Origin of the sequence: Pseudomonas sp. FP2254 (assembly GCF_030687695.1) — a bacterium.
In the GTDB taxonomy this organism is placed as follows: domain Bacteria; phylum Pseudomonadota; class Gammaproteobacteria; order Pseudomonadales; family Pseudomonadaceae; genus Aquipseudomonas; species Aquipseudomonas quebecensis.
In genome coordinates, this window is the sequence record NZ_CP117444.1 from 70,560 (window position 1) to 87,712 (window position 17,153).

A 17,153-nucleotide genomic window follows, 5' to 3' on the forward strand; every position below is an offset into this window, starting at 1 on the left:
GCGCGCATTTTAGCCTGTCCGTTTAGCGTTTCTTAGCATTTATTTCGCATCCAACCAGCGATTTGGCAATAACGCGATCAAAGGTCATAAAAAAGGAACGGCGCAAAACCCTGTCAGTCCCTATTTAAGCAACTCGATTTCTCAGGTGCCGTGCCTGGGGTTTTGCTCAAACGAGCCGGGGGAACGCTCTGGCCACTTTGAATAAGGAGTTTTGACTGATGAGCGACAACAAGCCAGCTACCCCGCCCAAGAGCGAACTCGCGGGGACCGATACCCTGGACCGCGGCAATACCAATGCCAAGCTGCAGGCCTTGGAAGCTTTCCGCTCCGACGCCACCGGCCAGGCTTTGCGCACCAACCAGGGCGTGAAGATTTCCGACAACCAGAACAGCTTGAAAGTTGGCTCCCGGGGCCCCTCGCTGCTCGAAGATTTCATCATGCGGGAAAAAATCACGCATTTTGACCATGAACGTATCCCGGAGCGCATCGTGCATGCTCGCGGTACCGGTGCCCATGGCTATTTCCAGACTTACGAAGACCACTCGGCACTGACCAAGGCCGGGTTCCTGCGCACCCCCGAGCATAAAACCCCGGTATTTGCGCGATTCTCCACCGTGCAGGGCCCGCGTGGTTCGGGTGACACGGTGCGCGACGTGCGCGGCTTTGCCGTGAAGTTTTTCACCGAAGAAGGCAACTTCGACCTGGTGGGCAATAACATGCCGGTGTTTTTCATTCAGGATGCGATCAAGTTTCCTGACTTCGTGCATGCGGTAAAACCCGAGCCCCATAACGAAATTCCTACCGGCGGCTCGGCGCACGACACTTTCTGGGACTTCGTCTCCCTAGTGCCGGAGTCGGCGCACATGGTGGTGTGGGCAATGTCCGACCGTGCGATTCCTAAAAGCCTGCGCGCCATGCAGGGCTTTGGCGTGCACACCTTTCGCCTGATCAACACCGAGGGCAAGTCCAGCTTCGTCAAATTCCACTGGCGTCCGAAGGTGGGCACCTGCTCCCTGGTGTGGGACGAAGCGCAGAAGCTTGCCGGTAAAGATACCGACTACCATCGCCGCGACCTGTGGGAGTCCATCGAGAGCGGTGACTACCCCGAATGGGAATTGGGCGTACAGATCGTCGCCGAAGAGGACGAGCATAAGTTTGACTTCGACCTGCTCGACCCGACCAAGATCATCCCCGAAGAGCTGGTGCCGATTACGCCGCTGGGCAAGATGGTGCTTAACCGCAACCCGGACAACTTCTTTGCCGAAGTCGAGCAGGTGGCGTTCTGCCCTGGGCATATCGTGCCGGGTATCGATTTTACCAACGACCCGCTGCTGCAAGGCCGTCTGTTTTCCTACACGGACACGCAGATCAGCCGCCTGGGTGGCCCGAACTTCCATGAAATCCCGATCAACCGACCCGTGGCGCCGTTCCATAATGGCCAGCGCGACGCGCAGCACCGCAGTGTGATCGACAAGGGCCGTGCGGCGTACGAACCGAATTCGATTGATGGCGGCTGGCCGAAAGAGACCCCGCCAGGCCCGACCGATGGCGGTTTCGAAACCTATTACGAGCGCGTCGATGCCAATAAGGTGCGTGAGCGCAGTGAATCGTTCGGCGATCACTTCTCCCAGGCCACGCTGTTTTTCAACAGCATGAGCCACCACGAGAAAGAGCACATCATCGCCGCCTACAGCTTTGAGCTGGGCAAGGTCGAGCGCGAGCATATTCGTGCGCGCCAGGTGAACGAGATCCTCGCCAACATCGATCTGGAACTGGCCAAGCGCGTGGCGCAGAACCTGGGCCTGCCGGCGCCGACCAAGGGCACCGTGCCGCCACGCGAGACCTCGGTGAAAACATCGCCGGCGTTGAGCCAGGTGAACCTGCTGTCGGGGGATATCAAAACACGCAAAGTCGCGATCCTGGCGGCCAACGGTGTGGATGGCGCCGCGATTGATGCGTTGAAAAAGGCTCTGGAGGCCGAAGGTGCTCACGCCAAACTGCTGGGGCCGACCTCGGCGCCGGTGAAGACGGCCGATGGCAAAACCCTGGCGGTGGATGCGTCGATGGAAGGTATGCCATCCATTGCGTTCGATGCGGTGTTTATCCCAGGCGGCAAAGACTCGGTGAACGCCTTGAGCGGTGACGGTGTGGCGTTGCATTACGTGCTGGAAGCCTACAAGCACTTGAAGGCGATTGCCGTGGGTGCGGACGTGAAACCGCTGCTGGATCAGCTGAAGCTTGAAGCGGATGCGGGACTGATCGTCGGCTCGGATGCCAAGGCGTTCAAGGCGTTTTTCGCCGCGATTGCGCAGCACCGAGTGTGGGAGCGTGAGCCGAAGGCCAAGGCGATTCCGGCTTAAGGCAGGAGTTGTTAGTTAGATAGCTATCGGGGGCAAGCACCCTCCCACATTTGAATGTATTCACAGTTCAATGTGTGGGAGGGGGCTTGCCCCCGATGCTTTTACTTCACTGCGCCTTGCGCGGAATCAACACGATCTGCGCCGGGATATTCTTCAGAATCTGCCGGTGGATCTTCAGGTCATACCCCGAATCGATGCGCTTTACCCGTTTGGTCAGCAGGCTGGCCAGCCACGGGTAATCTTCCGTGCGTGGCACCTGGATGCTCACGTCGCACTGGTAATTCACCACGTCGGTGGCAATGGCGTCGAGCTGATGGCGCATGTCTTGAATGTGGGTGAGGTCCAGCGCCACTGTGGTGCTCGGCGCTGCCGGGTCGATGACCTTGGCGGCAGGCTTGGCTTCAGCGGCTTTGAGGGCCTCCTCGGCTTTATCCAGCTCGACTTTGCGGGCATGGGTGATTGCGCTGTTGACGCCGCCGGTCAGCGCCGGTGCCTTAGGCATCAGAGCCCGGGCGCGGCTCAGGGCGGTGGCGGCTGCGTTGACGTCGCCTTTTTGCAGCACGATCTGGCTGCGCTGCAGATAGGCTTCGGCCAGCTGGCGCTGATAGGTTTCCAGCGCCGGATCGTCAGGCGTCTGGGCCTGCAGCGTGGCGAGCTGATCTTCGGCGGTGGCCAGCTCACTGCTGGCCAGGTTTTGCTCCAGCTGCGCGATGGCGGCGGCGCGCGGGTCCGTTGCCTCGGGGGGCGCGGGCGGTGTGCTTTGACAGGCACCCAGCAGCAGGGAAAATGCGGCAAGGAGCAGATAACGTGCGGTGAACGGCTTCATTCCTGCGACTCTCTATTTGCGCAAAAAGCGAGCAAGTCTACACCCCTCGACGGGGCAGGACAAAACTCAGCAGAAACAGGGCGGCGGCGGTGACCACGATCGACGGTCCGGCCGGAGTGTCCTTGAACCACGACAACGCCAGGCCCCCACACACTGCAAGCATCCCCAGCAGGCTGGCGCCGATCGCCATCTGCTCCGGTGAGCGGGCGTGACGCTGGGCGGCGGCGGCGGGAATGATCAGCAGCGATGTGATCAACAATACGCCGACAATCTTCATCGCGACAGCAATCACCACCGCGATCAGCAACATCAGAGCCATGCGCAGCGCGGGCACCGGCAGGCCTTCGACCCTGGCCAGTTCTTCATGCACGGTGACCGCCAGCAACGGGCGCCACAGCGTCACCAGCAACACCAGCACCATCGCACTGCCGCCGAGGATCCAGGCCAGGTCGGTGGGGCTGATCGCCAGCAGATCGCCGAACAGGTAAGCCATCAGGTCGATGCGCACTTCGTGCATGAAGCTCAGTACCACCAGACCCAGGGATAAGGTGCTCGGTGCCAGAATCCCCAGCAGGGTGTCTGAAGCCAGCGGCTGGCGTTGTTGCAGCGTCACCAACAGCACCGCGAGCAGCAGGCAGCCTGCGGTCACGGCGATGGTCGGGCTCACATCCAACAGAAAGCCCATCGCCACGCCCAGCAGCGCGGCGTGTGACAAGGTGTCGCCAAAATAGGCCATGCGCCGCCAGACCACGAACGAGCCCAAAGGGCCCGCGACCAGTGCCAGAGCCAAGCCTGCCAGCAGGGCGTAGAGCAGAAAATCAGCCATGCTTGCAGCTATCTCCATGAACGTGGGTATGAGACGTGCTCGGGTCATCGACCACCGCGCCATGCAGGTCATGCGCATGGTCGTGATGGTGGTGGTAAATCGCCAGGCTCTGCGCGTTTTTGCCGAACAGCTCGACAAATGCCGGGTCGCCGCTGACCTGTTCCGGGTGGCCGGAGCAGCACACATGGCGGTTGAGGCATACCACTTGGTCGGTGGTGCTCATGACCAGATGCAGATCGTGGGACACCATCAGCACGCCGCAGCCATGGCGGTCGCGCAGGCGAGTGATCAGGCTGTAGAGCTCCGCCTGGCCGGCGACATCGACGCCTTGCACAGGTTCGTCGAGCACTAACAGTTCCGGCTCGCGCAGCAGGGCGCGGGCCAGTAGCACGCGTTGCATTTCGCCACCGGAGATGCTCTGCACCGGGCTGTCGATCACCTGTTCGGCACCGACTTCCTTGAGTGCGGCTTGGGCGCGGGCACGGTCCACACCCGGCACCAGGCGCAGGAAGCGCAACACGGACAATGGCAGGGTCGGGTCCACATGCAGTTTCTGTGGCATATAGCCCACGCGCAGTCTGGGCTTGCGCCACACACTGCCTCTGTCGGGTTTGAGCAGGCCGAGCACGGCGCGCACCAGGGTGGTCTTGCCGGCGCCATTGGGGCCGATCAGGGTGACGATCTGCCCCGGCTCCACGCTCAGCGCAATGTTATCCAGCACGTTTTGCCCGGCGAACGTGACGCCGACCTGCTCCAGGCGAATCAACGCGTTGCTCATCAAGCCCCCTGGCAGCCCGAGCACAGGCCGACGACTTCGACCGTTTGCCCTTCGACCCGAAAGCCAACCTCGGCGGCGCTGTGGATAATCGCATCGCTGATGGTTTTTTGTTCAAGTTCGATAGCGGCGTGGCACACCCGGCAGATCAGGAACTGACCTTGGTGCGCATGCTCCGGGTGGTTGCAGCCGACAAACGCGTTGAGGGAGGCGATGCGGTGAACCAAGCCGTTTTCCAGCAGGAAATCCAGTGCGCGGTACACCGTGGGCGGCGCGGCGCGGCGACCGTCCTGTTCGCTGAGCACGCCGAGAATGTCGTAGGCGCCCAGCGGTTTGTGGCTTTGCCAAACCAGTTCCAGCACGCGCCGCCGCAGGGCGGTCAGGCGCAGGCCCTGGCGTGCGCACAGCGCATCGGCCTCCGACAGCGCGGTGTGCACGCAGTGAGAGTGGTCGTGGGGACGGCTGGCAAGCGGTGTTATAGGCATGAGCGGCGACAGATATTTGATAGAGACGTTATTATGTTACCCGTTCCTACGCCATTGAGTGGTCATCGTGTCCCGACTTTTTCCCGTTTTTGTCGTATTTGTCACCAGTTTATTCGTTGTCGGCGCTGCTCAGGCCGAGGTCAAGGTGCTTACCAGCATCAAGCCATTGCAGCTGATCGCCGCGGCGGTACAGGACGGCGTGGCGGTTCCGGAGGTGCTGTTGCCGCCGGGTGCGTCGCCGCATAACTTTGCTTTGCGCCCATCCGACGTACGGCGCGTGCAGTCGGTCGATCTGCTGTATTGGATCGGGCCGGACATGGAAACCTTCCTGCCTCGCGTGCTCAAAAATCGTACAGCCACAACCGTGGCCGTGCAGGACCTGCCGGGCATGCAATTGCGCCGTTTCGCCGAAGACAGCCATTCTCACGCCGACGAAGCCGACGAGCATGACCACGATCATCGTCCTGGCAGTGTGGATGCCCACCTGTGGCTATCGACAGTGAACGCCCGCGTGATTGCCGCGCGTATGGCGTCCGACCTCGCCAGCGCCGACCCTGCCAACGCCGCGCGTTATCAGAGCAACGCCAAGGCTTTCGCCGCACGCCTGGATACGTTGGATGCGCGCCTGAAGGCGCGTCTGGCCGGGATCGGCGACAAACCCTACTTCGTCTTCCACGAAGCCTTCGATTATTTCGAAGCCGCTTACGGCCTCAAGCATGCGGGCGTGTTCAGCGTCGCGGCCGAGGTTCAGCCGGGCGCCCAGCACGTCGCAGCGATGCGTACGCGGTTGCAGGAGGTGGGCAAGACCTGTGTGTTCAGCGAGCCCCCGCTGCGTCCGCGTTTGGCTGAAACCCTGGTGGCAGGTCTGCCGGTGAAACTGGCGGAGCTGGACGCGTTGGGTGGTTACACCCCTGCGACTGCGCAAGGTTATGAGCAGGTGCTGGAAAAGCTGGGCAATGACTTGGCGGGGTGCCTGGAGTCGTTGTAAGCCTCAGCGACGATCATATGCGGGAAAGGTTCGCGCCCTCCCGCATGTTCGACCGGGCTGCTCCTCAGAGTGCGAATGGCAGGCGGACGGTGACCTGCTGACGCTGCGCCAGGCGATGCTCGAACTCGGCGGGATCGTGGATGAGAACATCCTGCCCGGCAAACGACTCGGCCGCGATCAGGCGCGACAGCCAAAAGCGTACACACGCCACCCGCAGCAGGGTTGGCCACAGTTCGGCTTCCTTGGCTGTAAAGGGCCGCAGGCTCGCATAGGCACCCAGCAGTGCGCGGGCACGGGGGGCGTCGATCACACCCTCAGCGTCCGAACACCAGTCGTTCAGGGCAATCGCCACGTCGTACAGCATCGGGCCCGAGCAGGCATTGTAGAAGTCGATCAGACCGGTCAGGTGCGTGCCTTCGAACATCGCGTTGTCGCGAAACAGGTCCGCGTGCACGTTAGCGCGAGGCAAGGCGAGGATCTGCGCCTTATGCGCAGTGATTTCATCGAGCGCGGCCTGCAGCAGGCGCTGCTGGTCGTTATTGAGGTGAGAAATCAGCTGCTTGCCTTCGCTGAGCATCCAGTCCAGCCCGCGATCGGTCTTGCGCTCCAGCAGCTTGTCACCCTGAGTCGCCAAGTGCAGGTGGCCGAGCAGTTCGCCGACCTGGGCGCAGTGCTGGGCATTGGCGTCCTTGATGTGCTTGCCGGCCAGACGCGGTTGCAGCAGGGCCGGTTTACCGGCCAATTCGCGCAGGGCCACGCCGTCGGCGGTGCGCAGGGCGTATGGAACGGGGAGGTCGGCGTCGTGGAGCACGTCCAGCAACTCGATGAAGAACGGCATCTCCTGCACCGGGCCACGTTCGACCAGGGTCAGGACAAACTCGCCCTGCTCCAGGCTGATAAAGAAGTTGGTGTTTTCGCTACCGGCGGCAATCCCCTGGAAATCAAGCAGGCGGCCGAGCCCGTAGGGGGCAAGAAAGGTTTCCAGCTCGGGCCGAGCCAGGGGGGTAAACACAGACATGGTTAAAACTGCCAGTACGGGCGCCGCGGTGGGCGGCGCCGATTGAAGTTAAGAAATCATTTCCATTCGAAGATCTTCCATGACGGGATCAGCATATCCGGCTGGTCAGAGCGGATGAAGTTCGCGTCGGTTCCGTCCGCGCGCACCAGGAAATACGGAGGGGCTCCCTTCGGAGTCACCTTGATGGCGTACAGAAAACCGTTTTGGCGATACTCCTGGATGGTCTTGTCGCCTTCCGTGCGAATGGTGACTTCCGGGTCGCCCGAGGGCGCATCGTCCGCCGCCATGGCAGCCATCGGAGCGAGTGCAATCAAGCCGGTCAACAGCAGGCGATTGAATGTACGCATGATAACCTTGTCCCTTTGTTTTCATTGGTCCGGCTATTCTAGCGCCTGACCCGCCGAAAAGGTTGATCCTGCACATGAGCCAAGCCCCCCTCGTCCTGGTGGACGGTTCGTCCTACCTGTACCGCGCCTTCCACGCGTTGCCTCCGCTCACCACCTCCAAAGGCCTGCCGACCGGTGCGGTCAAGGGCGTGTTGAACATGCTCAAGAGTCTGCGCAAACAGTACCCGGACAGCCCGTTCGCGGTGGTGTTCGACGCCAAGGGCGGGACTTTTCGCGATGACATGTACGCCCAATACAAGGCCAACCGCCCCAGCATGCCCGACGACATGCGCCTGCAGATCGAACCGCTGCATCAGAGCGTGATCGCCCTGGGCTTCCCGTTGCTGTGTGTCGAAGGCGTCGAGGCCGACGACGTGATCGGCACCCTGGCGCGCAGCAGTGCGGCCGCTGACCGCCCGGTGGTGATCTCCACGGGTGACAAGGACATGGCGCAGTTGGTCGACGGGCACATTACCCTGGTCAATACCATGACCGGTAGCGCCCTGGACGTGGAGGGCGTAAAGGAGAAATTTGGCGTCGCTCCCGAGCAGATCATCGATTACCTGGCACTGATGGGGGACTCGTCCGACAACATCCCCGGGGTTCCCGGCATCGGTCCCAAAACCGCCTCCGGCCTGCTGGTGGGCGTCAATGGCGGCCTCAAAGAACTTTATGAACAGCTGGATATGGTGCCGACGCTGCCGATCCGTGGGGCCAAGAACCTGCCGGCCAAGCTGGAAGAACATAAGGAGATGGCGTTTCTTTCCTACCAATTGGCGACCATCAAGATCGATGTACCCCTTGATGTCGGCCTGGACGACCTGCACTTGATCGAGCCGGACCGGGACAAGCTGCTGGAGCTGTATACCCTGCTGGAATTCAAGAGCTGGTACGACGAAGTGCAGCGCGACGCCAAGCGTGTCGAGCTCAAGGCTTCGACCGAAGTCATACCTGCCGTTGCAGCGGTGGCGGACGCAGTGGTCATCGCCCCCGTCGAGGCGGTATACACCACCATTCTTGACCAGGCCACATTCGACGCCTGGTTGCGCAAGCTCGACGCTGCGACGTTGATTGCGTTTGACACCGAAACTACCGGGGTCGACGCCCATCAAGCGCAGTTGGTCGGTGTGTCCTTTGCCGTGCAACCCCACGAAGCGGCCTACGTCCCGCTGACTCATTCCTACATCGGCGCGCCGCAGCAACTGGATCGTGACACCGTGCTGCTGGCCCTCAAACCACTTCTGGAAGACCCGAACAAGCTCAAGGCCGGCCAGCACGCCAAGTTCGACATGAACATCCTGGCCAACTGCGCCATCGGCGGTGATCCCGCGCATGGCATCACGGTGCGCGGCATCGCGTTCGACACCATGCTCGAATCCTATGTGCTCAACTCCACCGCGACTCGCCACGATATGGACAGCCTGGCGAAGAAATACCTGGACTACGACACCGTCAGCTTCCAGGACATCGCCGGCAAAGGCGCCAAGCAACTCACGTTCGACCAGATTGCGCTTGAGCAGGCTGGTCCCTATGCCGCCGAAGATGCGGATATAACGCTGCGTCTGCACCAGGCGCTGCACGCGCAGCTGGCCGCTATCCCGAGCCTGGCCGATGTACTGACGGATATCGAAATGCCGTTGGTCCCGGTGTTGGCGCGCATCGAACGCCAGGGTGCCTTGGTGGATGCCGACCTGCTGGGTGTCCAGAGTATCGAGCTGGGCAATAAGATGGTGGAGCTGGAGCGCCAGGCGTACGAGATCGCCGGTGAGGCGTTCAACCTCGGTTCACCCAAGCAACTGGGGGCGATTCTCTATGAAAAACTCGGGCTGCCGGTGCTGAAGAAAACCGGCAAAGGCCAGGCCTCCACCGCTGAAGAAGTGCTGGCGAAGCTGGCCGAAGATGATTACCCGCTGCCCAAGGTGCTGATGCAGTACCGCAGCATGAGCAAACTCAAGAGCACCTACACCGATCGCCTGCCGCAGCAGATCAACCCGCGCACCGGGCGCATCCACACGTCTTATCAACAGGCGGTCGCAGCGACCGGGCGACTGTCTTCCAGCGACCCGAACCTGCAGAACATTCCCGTGCGTACCGCCGAGGGGCGGCGCATCCGCCAGGCGTTTGTCGCGCCCAAGGGCTACAAGCTGCTGGCGGCGGACTATTCGCAGATCGAGCTGCGAATCATGGCGCACTTGTCCAAGGACGAAGGGCTGATGAATGCCTTCCGCCATAACCTGGATGTGCATACGGCCACGGCAGCCGAAGTGTTCAAGGTCGAGCTGGATGCGGTCACGTCCGACCAGCGTCGCAGCGCCAAAGCGATCAACTTTGGCCTGATCTACGGCATGGGTGCGCAGAAGCTGGGCAAGGACATCGGTGTTGATACCAAGACCGCCAAGGCTTACATCGACGTCTACTTCGCCCGCTACCCGGGCGTGCGCGAATACATGGAGCGCACCCGTGCCCAGGCGGCCGATCAAGGGTATGTCGAGACCTTTTTCGGACGCCGGCTATACCTGCCTGACATCAACTCCAATAAACCGCAGGAGCGCGCGGCGGCGGAACGCACCGCGATCAACGCGCCGATGCAAGGCACTGCGGCGGACATCATCAAGAAAGCCATGGTGCGGGTGGACAACTGGCTGACCGATTCGGGCCTGGATGCCAAGGTGATCCTGCAGGTGCACGATGAACTGGTGCTGGAAGTGCGTGAGGATCTGGTGCCGCAAGTCAGCGAGAAGATCCGCGAGCACATGAGCGCGGCGGCGCAACTGGATGTGCCGTTGCTGGTAGAAGTAGGTGTGGGCGATAACTGGGACGAAGCACATTGATTGTCGACGCGTTGCCACCACCCTGCGCGGTGGCGATGCGCCTTATGTCGGAAACGCCTGACAGTTATTTCCAATAGTTTTCGAGCACCCTGGAACTTAACCTGTGAACTGCCACTCAGAGTTACTGAATGGGTGGTGAAGCCCTTCAATGCTCCTATGTTGTGTTAAGTGTTGGCAGATATCTGGGCCCCGCCCTAGCGGTCCGGAACTTGAACCCCGAACTTCCCCTCCCCATAAGAAGTCCGGGGTTTTTTTTGCCTGCAGAAAAGTTATTCGGCGATTTCCGCGCCCTTGTCGGCCAATTCCATCCAGCCCGCGAGAACGGTGTAAGCCTCTTCCAAGCCCAGGCGCTTAGGGGCGGAGAACAATTGGATGGTGATCGTGTCGCCCCAACCCTTGCGGATTTCGGATTGCACTTTGAGCAAGGTGTTCTTGGCGGCGCCGTAGGTCAGCTTGTCGGCTTTGGTCAACAGAATGTGCATCGGCATGCCGCTGGCAACGGCCCAATCGAGCATCAGCAAGTCGAAGTCGGTCATTGGATGACGTATGTCCATCATCAGGATCAAGCCCTTCAAACTCTCCCGGCCACCCAGATAAGCCTCCAGGTGACGCTGCCAGTGCAGCTTCAACGGGATAGGTACTTTTGCGTAACCGTAGCCCGGCAGGTCGACCAGACGCCGATCATCGTCTAGCTTGAAGAAATTGAGCAGTTGCGTGCGACCCGGGGTTTTCGAGGTGCGCGCCAGGCTGGCGTGAGTCAGGGTGTTCAGGGCGCTGGATTTACCGGCATTGGAGCGGCCGGCGAAGGCGACTTCGAAGCCTTCGTCATCGGGGCATTGGTCAACTTTGGCAGCGCTGAGCATAAACGTGGACTGTTGGCACAGGCCGAGGATGGGATTCTTGAGTTGCATGAGATTTCCGATGTGGGCGGTGCCGAAAAAGGGTGCGGCAAGCGGTGTCGTTTCCGTTTCAGTAGCGCCAGTATATAATGCCGCAGATTTTGTGTGTGCTTTGTCCCAGCGAAGGATGAAGTTCACGGGAGCGATAGACCTTTATTGCGCATTAGAACGCAAAACGCTCTCAAACCCTGAATGGGTCGACGTATGACCCGCTGGTTGCTCGCGTTCGGAGCCCTGATACCGCTTTATGGCGCGCAGGCTACACAGGATCCGGAGGCGCTGTACAACCGAGTTTGCGGGGCTTGCCATGCTGGCCAGTTGCCGAGCGCCCCGAAGCGGGGTGACGCGGCAGCCTGGGCGCCAAGACTGGCGCAAGGCATGGACACGCTGGTGCAGCACGTGACACAGGGTTTCAAGGCAATGCCGCCGCGTGGTTTGTGCATGGACTGCAGTACTGAGGATTACCAGGCCGTCATTGAGTTGATGGTGAGTAGACCCGGTAGATAACTCTTAAACCCCTTAGCCGTAGTTGGATTAGCTGATGAACAAACTGATCGTGAGTCTGCTGTTGACCCTGGGCATCACCGGTGTGGCCCATGCTGCAGGCGACGCTGCTGCGGGCCAGGCGAAAGCCGCCGTGTGTGGTGCTTGCCACGGGCCGGATGGCAACAGCCCGGCGCCGAACTTCCCCAAGCTGGCCGGCCAGGGTGAACGTTACCTGACCAAGCAGTTGCAGGACATCAAGAGCGGCAAGCGCACGGTGCTGGAAATGACCGGCTTGCTGACCAACCTCAGCGATCAGGACCTGGCGGATCTCGCCGCCTATTTCGCCGGCCAGAAAGGCAGTGTGGGAGCTGCCGATCCGAAGCTGGTGGCGCGCGGGGAGAAGCTGTTCCGTGGCGGCGACCTGGACAAAGGCCTGCCGGCCTGTACCGGTTGCCACTCGCCCAATGGCGCGGGTAATGCCGCCGCCGGGTTCCCACATCTGGGTGGCCAGCACGCGCAGTACATCGCCAAGCAACTGACCGATTTCCGCAAGGAAGAAGCCGGCCGTGCCAACGATGGCGATGCGATGACCATGCGCACCATCGCCCGCAAGCTCAGCGACGAGGACATCGCGGCCGTGTCCAGTTACATCCAGGGCCTGCACTGATCGACGCGGCGACGTTAACGCTCGATTAATACAGCGATGCAAGCATAAAAAGGGTGGCTTTGGCCGCCCTTTTTTGTGGCCGCTGCCGTTACACTAACGAACTCATGCCCGCGTAGACCGGTCACAACCAAGGTCGCGTGAGGCGACTTTATTTGTCCAGGAGTAAAGCATGCGTAATCTGATCCTCAGCGCCGCTCTCGTCACTGCCAGCCTTTTCGGCATGACCGCGCAAGCTGCCGACGTGCCGCTTGAAGCCGGTAAAACCTATGTTGAATTGGCCAACCCAGTGCCAGTCTCGGTGCCGGGCAAGATCGAAGTGGTTGAGCTGTTCTGGTACGGCTGCCCGCATTGCTACGCTTTTGAACCGACCATCAACCCATGGGTTGAAAAATTGCCGAAAGACGTTAACTTCAAGCGCATTCCGGCCATGTTCGGCGGCCCGTGGGACGCCCACGGCCAACTGTTCCTGACCCTGGAAGCCATGGGTGTTGAGCACAAGGTCCACAATGCGGTGTTCAATGCTATCCAGAAAGAAGGCAAGCGCCTGACCAAGCCTGATGACATGGCTGACTTCGTTGCCACTCAGGGTGTCGACAGAGACAAGTTCATGGCCACCTTCAACTCCTTCGCCATCCAGGGCCAGATCAAACAGGCCAGGGAGCTGGCGCAGAAGTACGGCGTGCAAGGCGTTCCGACCATGATCGTCAACGGCAAATACCGTTTCGACCTGGGCTCCACCGGTGGTCCTGAACAGACCCTCAACGTCGCCGACCAGCTGATCGCCAAAGAGCGCGCAGCCAAGTAAGGGGCCTGTCATGCGCCGCTGGGGTACCGAACGCGTCGTTGGCCTGCATGATGCGCGGGTCAATGAGGATCATCTGGAATCCACGGGCCTGGCGGCAGACAGCCGCCTGCGCCTGCTCAGCTTCAATATCCAAGTCGGTAACAGCACCGAGAAGTATCGACACTACCTCACCCGTGGCTGGCAGCACTTGCTGCCGCACAACGGGCGGGCCGGCAACCTGCAGAAGATCGGCGACCTGCTGAGCGATTTCGACCTGGTGGCGCTGCAGGAGGCCGATGGCGGCAGCATGCGCTCCGGCTACATCAACCAGGTGGAACACCTGGCCAAGCTTGGGGCGTTTCCCTATTGGTACCAGCAACTCAATCGCAACCTCGGGCGTCTGGCGCAACATAGCAACGGCGTGCTCAGCCGCCTCAAACCGTCCGCTATCGAAGACCATCCGCTGCCAGGCCCCAAGGGGCGTGGTGCGATCCTTGTGCGTTTCGGCGAAGGACCGGAAGCCCTGGTCGTGGTCATGATGCACCTGGCGCTCGGGGGGCGGACGCGCAATCTGCAGCTGGCCTATGTGCGCGACATGATCGGCAACTACAAGCATCAGGTGCTCATGGGGGACATGAACACCCATGCCAACGATCTGCTTTTGAATTCCCCGCTGCGTGACCTCGGCTTGCTGGCGCCACAGGCCGAAGCCACATTCCCGAGCTGGCGCCCGCAACGCTGTCTTGACCATATCCTGCTCAGCCCTACCCTCACGCTTGAAAGCGTGCAGGTGCTGGCGCAGCCCATTTCCGATCACCTGCCGGTCGCGGTAGAAATACGTCTGCCGGGTTCGCTCACGGCGGATGCATTGCCCGCGTTGAGCCCAGGCCCTCGCGGACCTCTTGCATGAGCGACGATGCCCAGCGCTGGAAAGAAAAATACCTGTTAAGCGTTGAGCAACAAGAAAAGCTCGAGCGCCGCTGGGCCGCACGTCTGGACTTGCTGCGCCGGGGGCTGGTACGCAGCACTCTGGCGGCGGAAGGCACCGATCGCGCCGTTGACCAGTGCATGAAGGAAATGCGTGACGTGGTGCGCACCGACGACATGGACGCCGCCCTTGCGGCTTTGCTGCCGCGCCTGGAAAAGGCCGTGCTGGACTCGGAGCAGCGCCGCGAGACGCGGGTGGAGCAGATGAATACCGCGCTCACCGCGCTGGTCACGCAGTTACAGAAATTACCGCTGCCCCGCGAAGTGGCGCGCCCGCTGAAAGCCTTTGCCAAGCAATTGGACAGTCGTGTCGGCCAGGCTCGGGAGATCCCCCTGTTGCTCAGCGAACTGAGCGGGCTGCAGGGGCAGGCGCTGGATAACCTGGAGCCGGATGGCGAAATCGCGCGGCCCGGGCCTGGGCTTCTGCAGCGGTTGTTCGGTACCAAGGAAGCCGTCAGTGAGCCTGCCGCCGGCGAGCCTGCCTCGCCCGCTGCGGCACCCCCTGCCGTGCCCCAGGTTCCCGTTGAGCCCCAGGAGCCGGAGCAATCCGAGGAATTGACTCAAGCCTTGCGTGCCTTTGCGCCGCAAGCTGCTGCCGCAGAACCCGCTGCCGATACGCCAGCCGAGCCTGCCCACGTCACTGGCGAAACGTTTATTTACGAGGCTCCGGTCCAAGCCAACGCAGTGGCGCAGCCTCCCGACGCTGTCGCGACACCCGCGCAGCTCCCGGAATCGCCGACGCAAGCGCCGCCCTCTGAAAGCGCCCTCGCCGCTTTTATAGACGAGCACGATGCACCTGAGGCGCCGCAGGAAACCGCTATCGGTAGCCTCTCGCTTCCTCCTGTGCTGAGTGTCGAGTCGCTCGACCCCGACGAGCTGCAAGCGGACGCCCAGTATGCGTTACTGGATTCTCCGGAGCCTTCCTACAGCTCCGTGGCCAAGCACATCGAAGACACGTTGATTGGCCTGCTCGAAGAGCTGGACCTGCCGGAGCGTCATCGACCCCAGGCCGAAGCCCTGCGCGAGCGCTTGGCCAACGGCTTGAACTGGTACGAGCTGCTGCCGATCCTGGATGATCTGGCGATCCTGATGCTGGCGATTACCGACAGCGGCCAGCATGAGTTCGAGGCTTATCTCAAGCGGCTCAATGAACGCCTGGAAGCTTTCCAGGGGCACTTGAAGGTCGCCACTGATGAACACGCCGACAGTAACTGCGCCGCGCGGGAGCTGGATACGCAGATTCGCGAACAGGTCGACGGCCTGCAAAGCAGCGTGCAGGACGCCGCCGACCTGGACAGCCTCAAGCAACTGCTGGAGAACCATCTGGAGGGTCTGCTGGGCACCATGGACCAGCACCAGCAACAACGCGACCAGCGCGAGCAGGAAGTGGCGGCGCGCCTCAAAGGCTTGGCCGAGCGGGTCGCCAACATGGAGCAGGAAGCTCAAGGCTACCGTGAGCACTTGGAAGTGCAGCGCCAGAAAGCCCTGATCGACCCCCTGACCGGCTTGCCCAACCGCGCGGCCTGGAGCGAGCGCCTGGACCACGAAATCAATGCGTGGCACCAGCGCGGCAACAACCTTTCACTGGCCATGCTGGACCTGGACCATTTCAAACGCATCAACGACGGCTACGGCCACCTGGCCGGCGATAAGGTGTTGAAGATCATCGCCAGCGTGTTGAGCAAACGTCTGCGGCCTAACGATTTTATCGCGCGTTTTGGCGGTGAAGAGTTTGTGTTGCTGATGCCCGACTCGTCCCTGGCCGACGCCTTGGCGGTGGGGGAAGGATTGCGTGAGGCGATTCAGGCCTGTCCGTTCCACTTCAAGGGCGAACGGGTGACGGTCACGGTCTCGATGGGCGTGGCGCAGTTGCAGTCTGGCGAGCGCAGTGAGTTGGCGCTCAAGCGTGCCGATGAAGCGTTGTATCGAGCCAAGGCGGCGGGGCGCAATCAGGTGCAGGCGGCTTAAGATGTTCCTTCTGTGTAAATTGCCCGCTGCGCCTCAAGCGGTACGTTACACTGTTGCATTATCGTCTTCAGTGTACTGTTCTCCGCCATGAAATCCCTTTGTTTCGCCTTTGCGGTTCTTCTGCTCGCCGGTTGCGCCAGCGGCCCGCGCCTGAATACCAGCCACCCTTCGGTCAACTATGACAACCGCGTGCAATTCGTGGTCGTCCACTACACCTCGGCCAATCTTGAACGTTCCCTGGCCCTGTTGACCCACGGGCAGGTGAGCAGCCATTACCTGATCGGCGATGACGCTTCGGCAACCATCTACAAGCTGGTGGATGAAAGCCAGCGCGCCTGGCACGCCGGTGAGAGTGATTGGATGGGCCGCACCTGGCTCAACTCCAGCTCCATCGGTATTGAGATCGTGAACCCCGGTTACACCGATACGCCGACAGGGCGCCTGTGGTACCCGTATTCGGACGCGCAGGTGAAAGCGTTGATCGTGCTACTCAAAGACATCAGCAAACGCAACGGCATCGACCCGAAAAATATCATCGGCCATAGCGATATAGCGCCGCTGCGCAAGCTCGACCCGGGGCCGCTGTTCCCGTGGAAGCGCCTGGCCGATGAAGGGCTGGGTATGTGGCCGGATGCGCAGGCAGTAGCGCGGTTCAAGCTGCAGTACGCTGCGGGTTTGCCAAGCATCACCTGGTTCCAGGAAGAGCTGGCTCGCCTGGGCTACCAGACCCCGCAAACGGGTGAACTGGATGTGGCCACGCGGCATGTGCTGGCGGCGTTCCAGATGCATTTTCGGCCAGCGTTGTTCGACGGCACGCCGGATGCTGAAAGTGCGGCGATCCTGCGTGCCCTCAGCCGGCGCTGACCC

16 protein-coding genes are annotated in these 17,153 nt (G+C 61.3%); 9 read left to right on the plus strand and 7 right to left on the minus strand.

Translation table 11 applies throughout. The annotated features are described in order from the left end of the window. Positions 1-218: 218 nt before the first annotated feature. Positions 219-2,360: a catalase HPII gene (gene katE, locus PSH94_RS00350; protein ID WP_181077417.1), complete on the plus strand. Its 2,142-nt coding sequence runs from the start codon at positions 219-221 to the stop codon at positions 2,358-2,360. Between the two features lie 106 nt (positions 2,361-2,466). Here the strand turns inward: katE and PSH94_RS00355 are convergent, their stop codons facing one another. Genes PSH94_RS00355 through zur form a run of 4 tightly spaced genes read right to left on the minus strand, consistent with a single transcriptional unit; the run spans position 2,467 to position 5,272 of the window. After that, positions 2,467-3,186, minus strand: coding sequence for a PA5502 family lipoprotein (locus tag PSH94_RS00355; RefSeq protein ID WP_253509879.1), 720 nt, complete (start codon positions 3,184-3,186; stop codon positions 2,467-2,469). A 37-nt stretch (positions 3,187-3,223) separates the two neighbouring features. Continuing rightward, entirely contained in the window at positions 3,224-4,012 is a 789-nt protein-coding gene (gene znuB, locus PSH94_RS00360; RefSeq protein ID WP_181077413.1) for a zinc ABC transporter permease subunit ZnuB, read from the minus strand. Then, positions 4,005-4,790, minus strand: a complete 786-nt coding sequence (gene znuC, locus PSH94_RS00365; protein WP_181077411.1) for a zinc ABC transporter ATP-binding protein ZnuC — start codon at positions 4,788-4,790, stop codon at positions 4,005-4,007. The genes znuB and znuC overlap by 8 nt, the downstream gene beginning before the upstream one ends. Continuing rightward, on the minus strand, positions 4,790-5,272 hold the full coding sequence (gene zur, locus PSH94_RS00370) for a zinc uptake transcriptional repressor Zur (RefSeq protein ID WP_181077409.1): 483 nt from the start codon (positions 5,270-5,272) through the stop codon (positions 4,790-4,792). The genes znuC and zur overlap by 1 nt, the downstream gene beginning before the upstream one ends. Positions 5,273-5,330: 58 nt before the next feature. Between zur and PSH94_RS00375 the strand changes: the two genes are divergently transcribed. Continuing rightward, on the plus strand, positions 5,331-6,260 hold the full coding sequence (locus PSH94_RS00375; protein WP_285428412.1) for a zinc ABC transporter substrate-binding protein: 930 nt from the start codon (positions 5,331-5,333) through the stop codon (positions 6,258-6,260). Positions 6,261-6,324: 64 nt separating this feature from the next. Here the strand turns inward: PSH94_RS00375 and PSH94_RS00380 are convergent, their stop codons facing one another. Together PSH94_RS00380 and PSH94_RS00385 are read right to left on the minus strand one after the other, a co-directional pair. Continuing rightward, complete coding sequence (locus tag PSH94_RS00380; protein WP_305436052.1) at positions 6,325-7,278, minus strand: homoserine kinase; 954 nt, start codon at positions 7,276-7,278, stop codon at positions 6,325-6,327. 56 nt (positions 7,279-7,334) lie between these two features. Then, a complete protein-coding gene (locus PSH94_RS00385; RefSeq protein ID WP_017528747.1) occupies positions 7,335-7,625 on the minus strand; it encodes a DUF2782 domain-containing protein in 291 nt (96 codons plus the stop codon). 74 nt (positions 7,626-7,699) lie between these two features. Here PSH94_RS00385 and polA point away from each other — a divergent pair, with 74 nt between their 5' ends. Beyond that, positions 7,700-10,495 (plus strand): DNA polymerase I, encoded by a 2,796-nt coding sequence (gene polA, locus PSH94_RS00390; RefSeq protein WP_305436054.1) that lies wholly within the window; start codon positions 7,700-7,702, stop codon positions 10,493-10,495. 269 nt (positions 10,496-10,764) lie between these two features. On the opposite strand, the gene yihA is transcribed toward polA, so the two are convergent. Next, entirely contained in the window at positions 10,765-11,406 is a 642-nt protein-coding gene (yihA, locus tag PSH94_RS00395) for a ribosome biogenesis GTP-binding protein YihA/YsxC (RefSeq protein WP_078046252.1), read from the minus strand. Positions 11,407-11,598: 192 nt separating this feature from the next. On the opposite strand from yihA, the gene PSH94_RS00400 reads away from it, so the two are divergent. From PSH94_RS00400 to PSH94_RS00425, 6 genes are all read left to right on the plus strand, one after another. Further along, complete coding sequence (locus PSH94_RS00400; RefSeq protein WP_181077401.1) at positions 11,599-11,901, plus strand: cytochrome c5 family protein; 303 nt, start codon at positions 11,599-11,601, stop codon at positions 11,899-11,901. Positions 11,902-11,935: 34 nt separating this feature from the next. Next, a complete protein-coding gene (locus PSH94_RS00405) occupies positions 11,936-12,547 on the plus strand; it encodes a cytochrome c (protein ID WP_181077399.1) in 612 nt (203 codons plus the stop codon). A gap of 169 nt (positions 12,548-12,716) precedes the next feature. Next, on the plus strand, positions 12,717-13,352 hold the full coding sequence (locus tag PSH94_RS00410) for a thiol:disulfide interchange protein DsbA/DsbL (protein WP_181077397.1): 636 nt from the start codon (positions 12,717-12,719) through the stop codon (positions 13,350-13,352). A 10-nt stretch (positions 13,353-13,362) separates the two neighbouring features. Then, complete coding sequence (locus tag PSH94_RS00415; protein ID WP_181077395.1) at positions 13,363-14,241, plus strand: endonuclease/exonuclease/phosphatase family protein; 879 nt, start codon at positions 13,363-13,365, stop codon at positions 14,239-14,241. Continuing rightward, the gene (locus tag PSH94_RS00420; protein ID WP_305436058.1) at positions 14,238-16,286 is read left to right on the plus strand and encodes a diguanylate cyclase; all 2,049 of its coding nucleotides are present in this window, start codon (positions 14,238-14,240) and stop codon (positions 16,284-16,286) included. Before PSH94_RS00415 ends, PSH94_RS00420 begins: the two co-directional genes overlap by 4 nt. A gap of 87 nt (positions 16,287-16,373) precedes the next feature. Continuing rightward, positions 16,374-17,150 carry an N-acetylmuramoyl-L-alanine amidase gene (locus PSH94_RS00425; RefSeq protein ID WP_305436060.1) on the plus strand — a complete coding sequence of 259 codons (777 nt, stop codon included), beginning with the start codon at positions 16,374-16,376 and terminating at the stop codon, positions 17,148-17,150. The last annotated feature ends 3 nt before the right edge of the window (positions 17,151-17,153 follow it).

What these genes read in the sequence shown, in the direction of transcription:
- PSH94_RS00420 (WP_305436058.1), top strand. Translation starts at nt 14,238, where the DNA reads ATGAGCGACGATGCCCAGCGCTGGAAAGAAAAATACCTGTTAAGCGTT.
- polA (WP_305436054.1), top strand. Translation starts at nt 7,700, where the DNA reads ATGAGCCAAGCCCCCCTCGTCCTGGTGGACGGTTCGTCCTACCTGTAC.
- PSH94_RS00405 (WP_181077399.1), top strand. Translation starts at nt 11,936, where the DNA reads ATGAACAAACTGATCGTGAGTCTGCTGTTGACCCTGGGCATCACCGGT.
- PSH94_RS00410 (WP_181077397.1), top strand. Translation starts at nt 12,717, where the DNA reads ATGCGTAATCTGATCCTCAGCGCCGCTCTCGTCACTGCCAGCCTTTTC.
- PSH94_RS00355 (WP_253509879.1), bottom strand. Translation starts at nt 3,186, where the DNA reads ATGAAGCCGTTCACCGCACGTTATCTGCTCCTTGCCGCATTTTCCCTG.
- PSH94_RS00385 (WP_017528747.1), bottom strand. Translation starts at nt 7,625, where the DNA reads ATGCGTACATTCAATCGCCTGCTGTTGACCGGCTTGATTGCACTCGCT.
- yihA (WP_078046252.1), bottom strand. Translation starts at nt 11,406, where the DNA reads ATGCAACTCAAGAATCCCATCCTCGGCCTGTGCCAACAGTCCACGTTT.
- zur (WP_181077409.1), bottom strand. Translation starts at nt 5,272, where the DNA reads ATGCCTATAACACCGCTTGCCAGCCGTCCCCACGACCACTCTCACTGC.
- PSH94_RS00425 (WP_305436060.1), top strand. Translation starts at nt 16,374, where the DNA reads ATGAAATCCCTTTGTTTCGCCTTTGCGGTTCTTCTGCTCGCCGGTTGC.
- PSH94_RS00400 (WP_181077401.1), top strand. Translation starts at nt 11,599, where the DNA reads ATGACCCGCTGGTTGCTCGCGTTCGGAGCCCTGATACCGCTTTATGGC.
- PSH94_RS00415 (WP_181077395.1), top strand. Translation starts at nt 13,363, where the DNA reads ATGCGCCGCTGGGGTACCGAACGCGTCGTTGGCCTGCATGATGCGCGG.
- PSH94_RS00380 (WP_305436052.1), bottom strand. Translation starts at nt 7,278, where the DNA reads ATGTCTGTGTTTACCCCCCTGGCTCGGCCCGAGCTGGAAACCTTTCTT.
- znuB (WP_181077413.1), bottom strand. Translation starts at nt 4,012, where the DNA reads ATGGCTGATTTTCTGCTCTACGCCCTGCTGGCAGGCTTGGCTCTGGCA.
- znuC (WP_181077411.1), bottom strand. Translation starts at nt 4,790, where the DNA reads ATGAGCAACGCGTTGATTCGCCTGGAGCAGGTCGGCGTCACGTTCGCC.
- katE (WP_181077417.1), top strand. Translation starts at nt 219, where the DNA reads ATGAGCGACAACAAGCCAGCTACCCCGCCCAAGAGCGAACTCGCGGGG.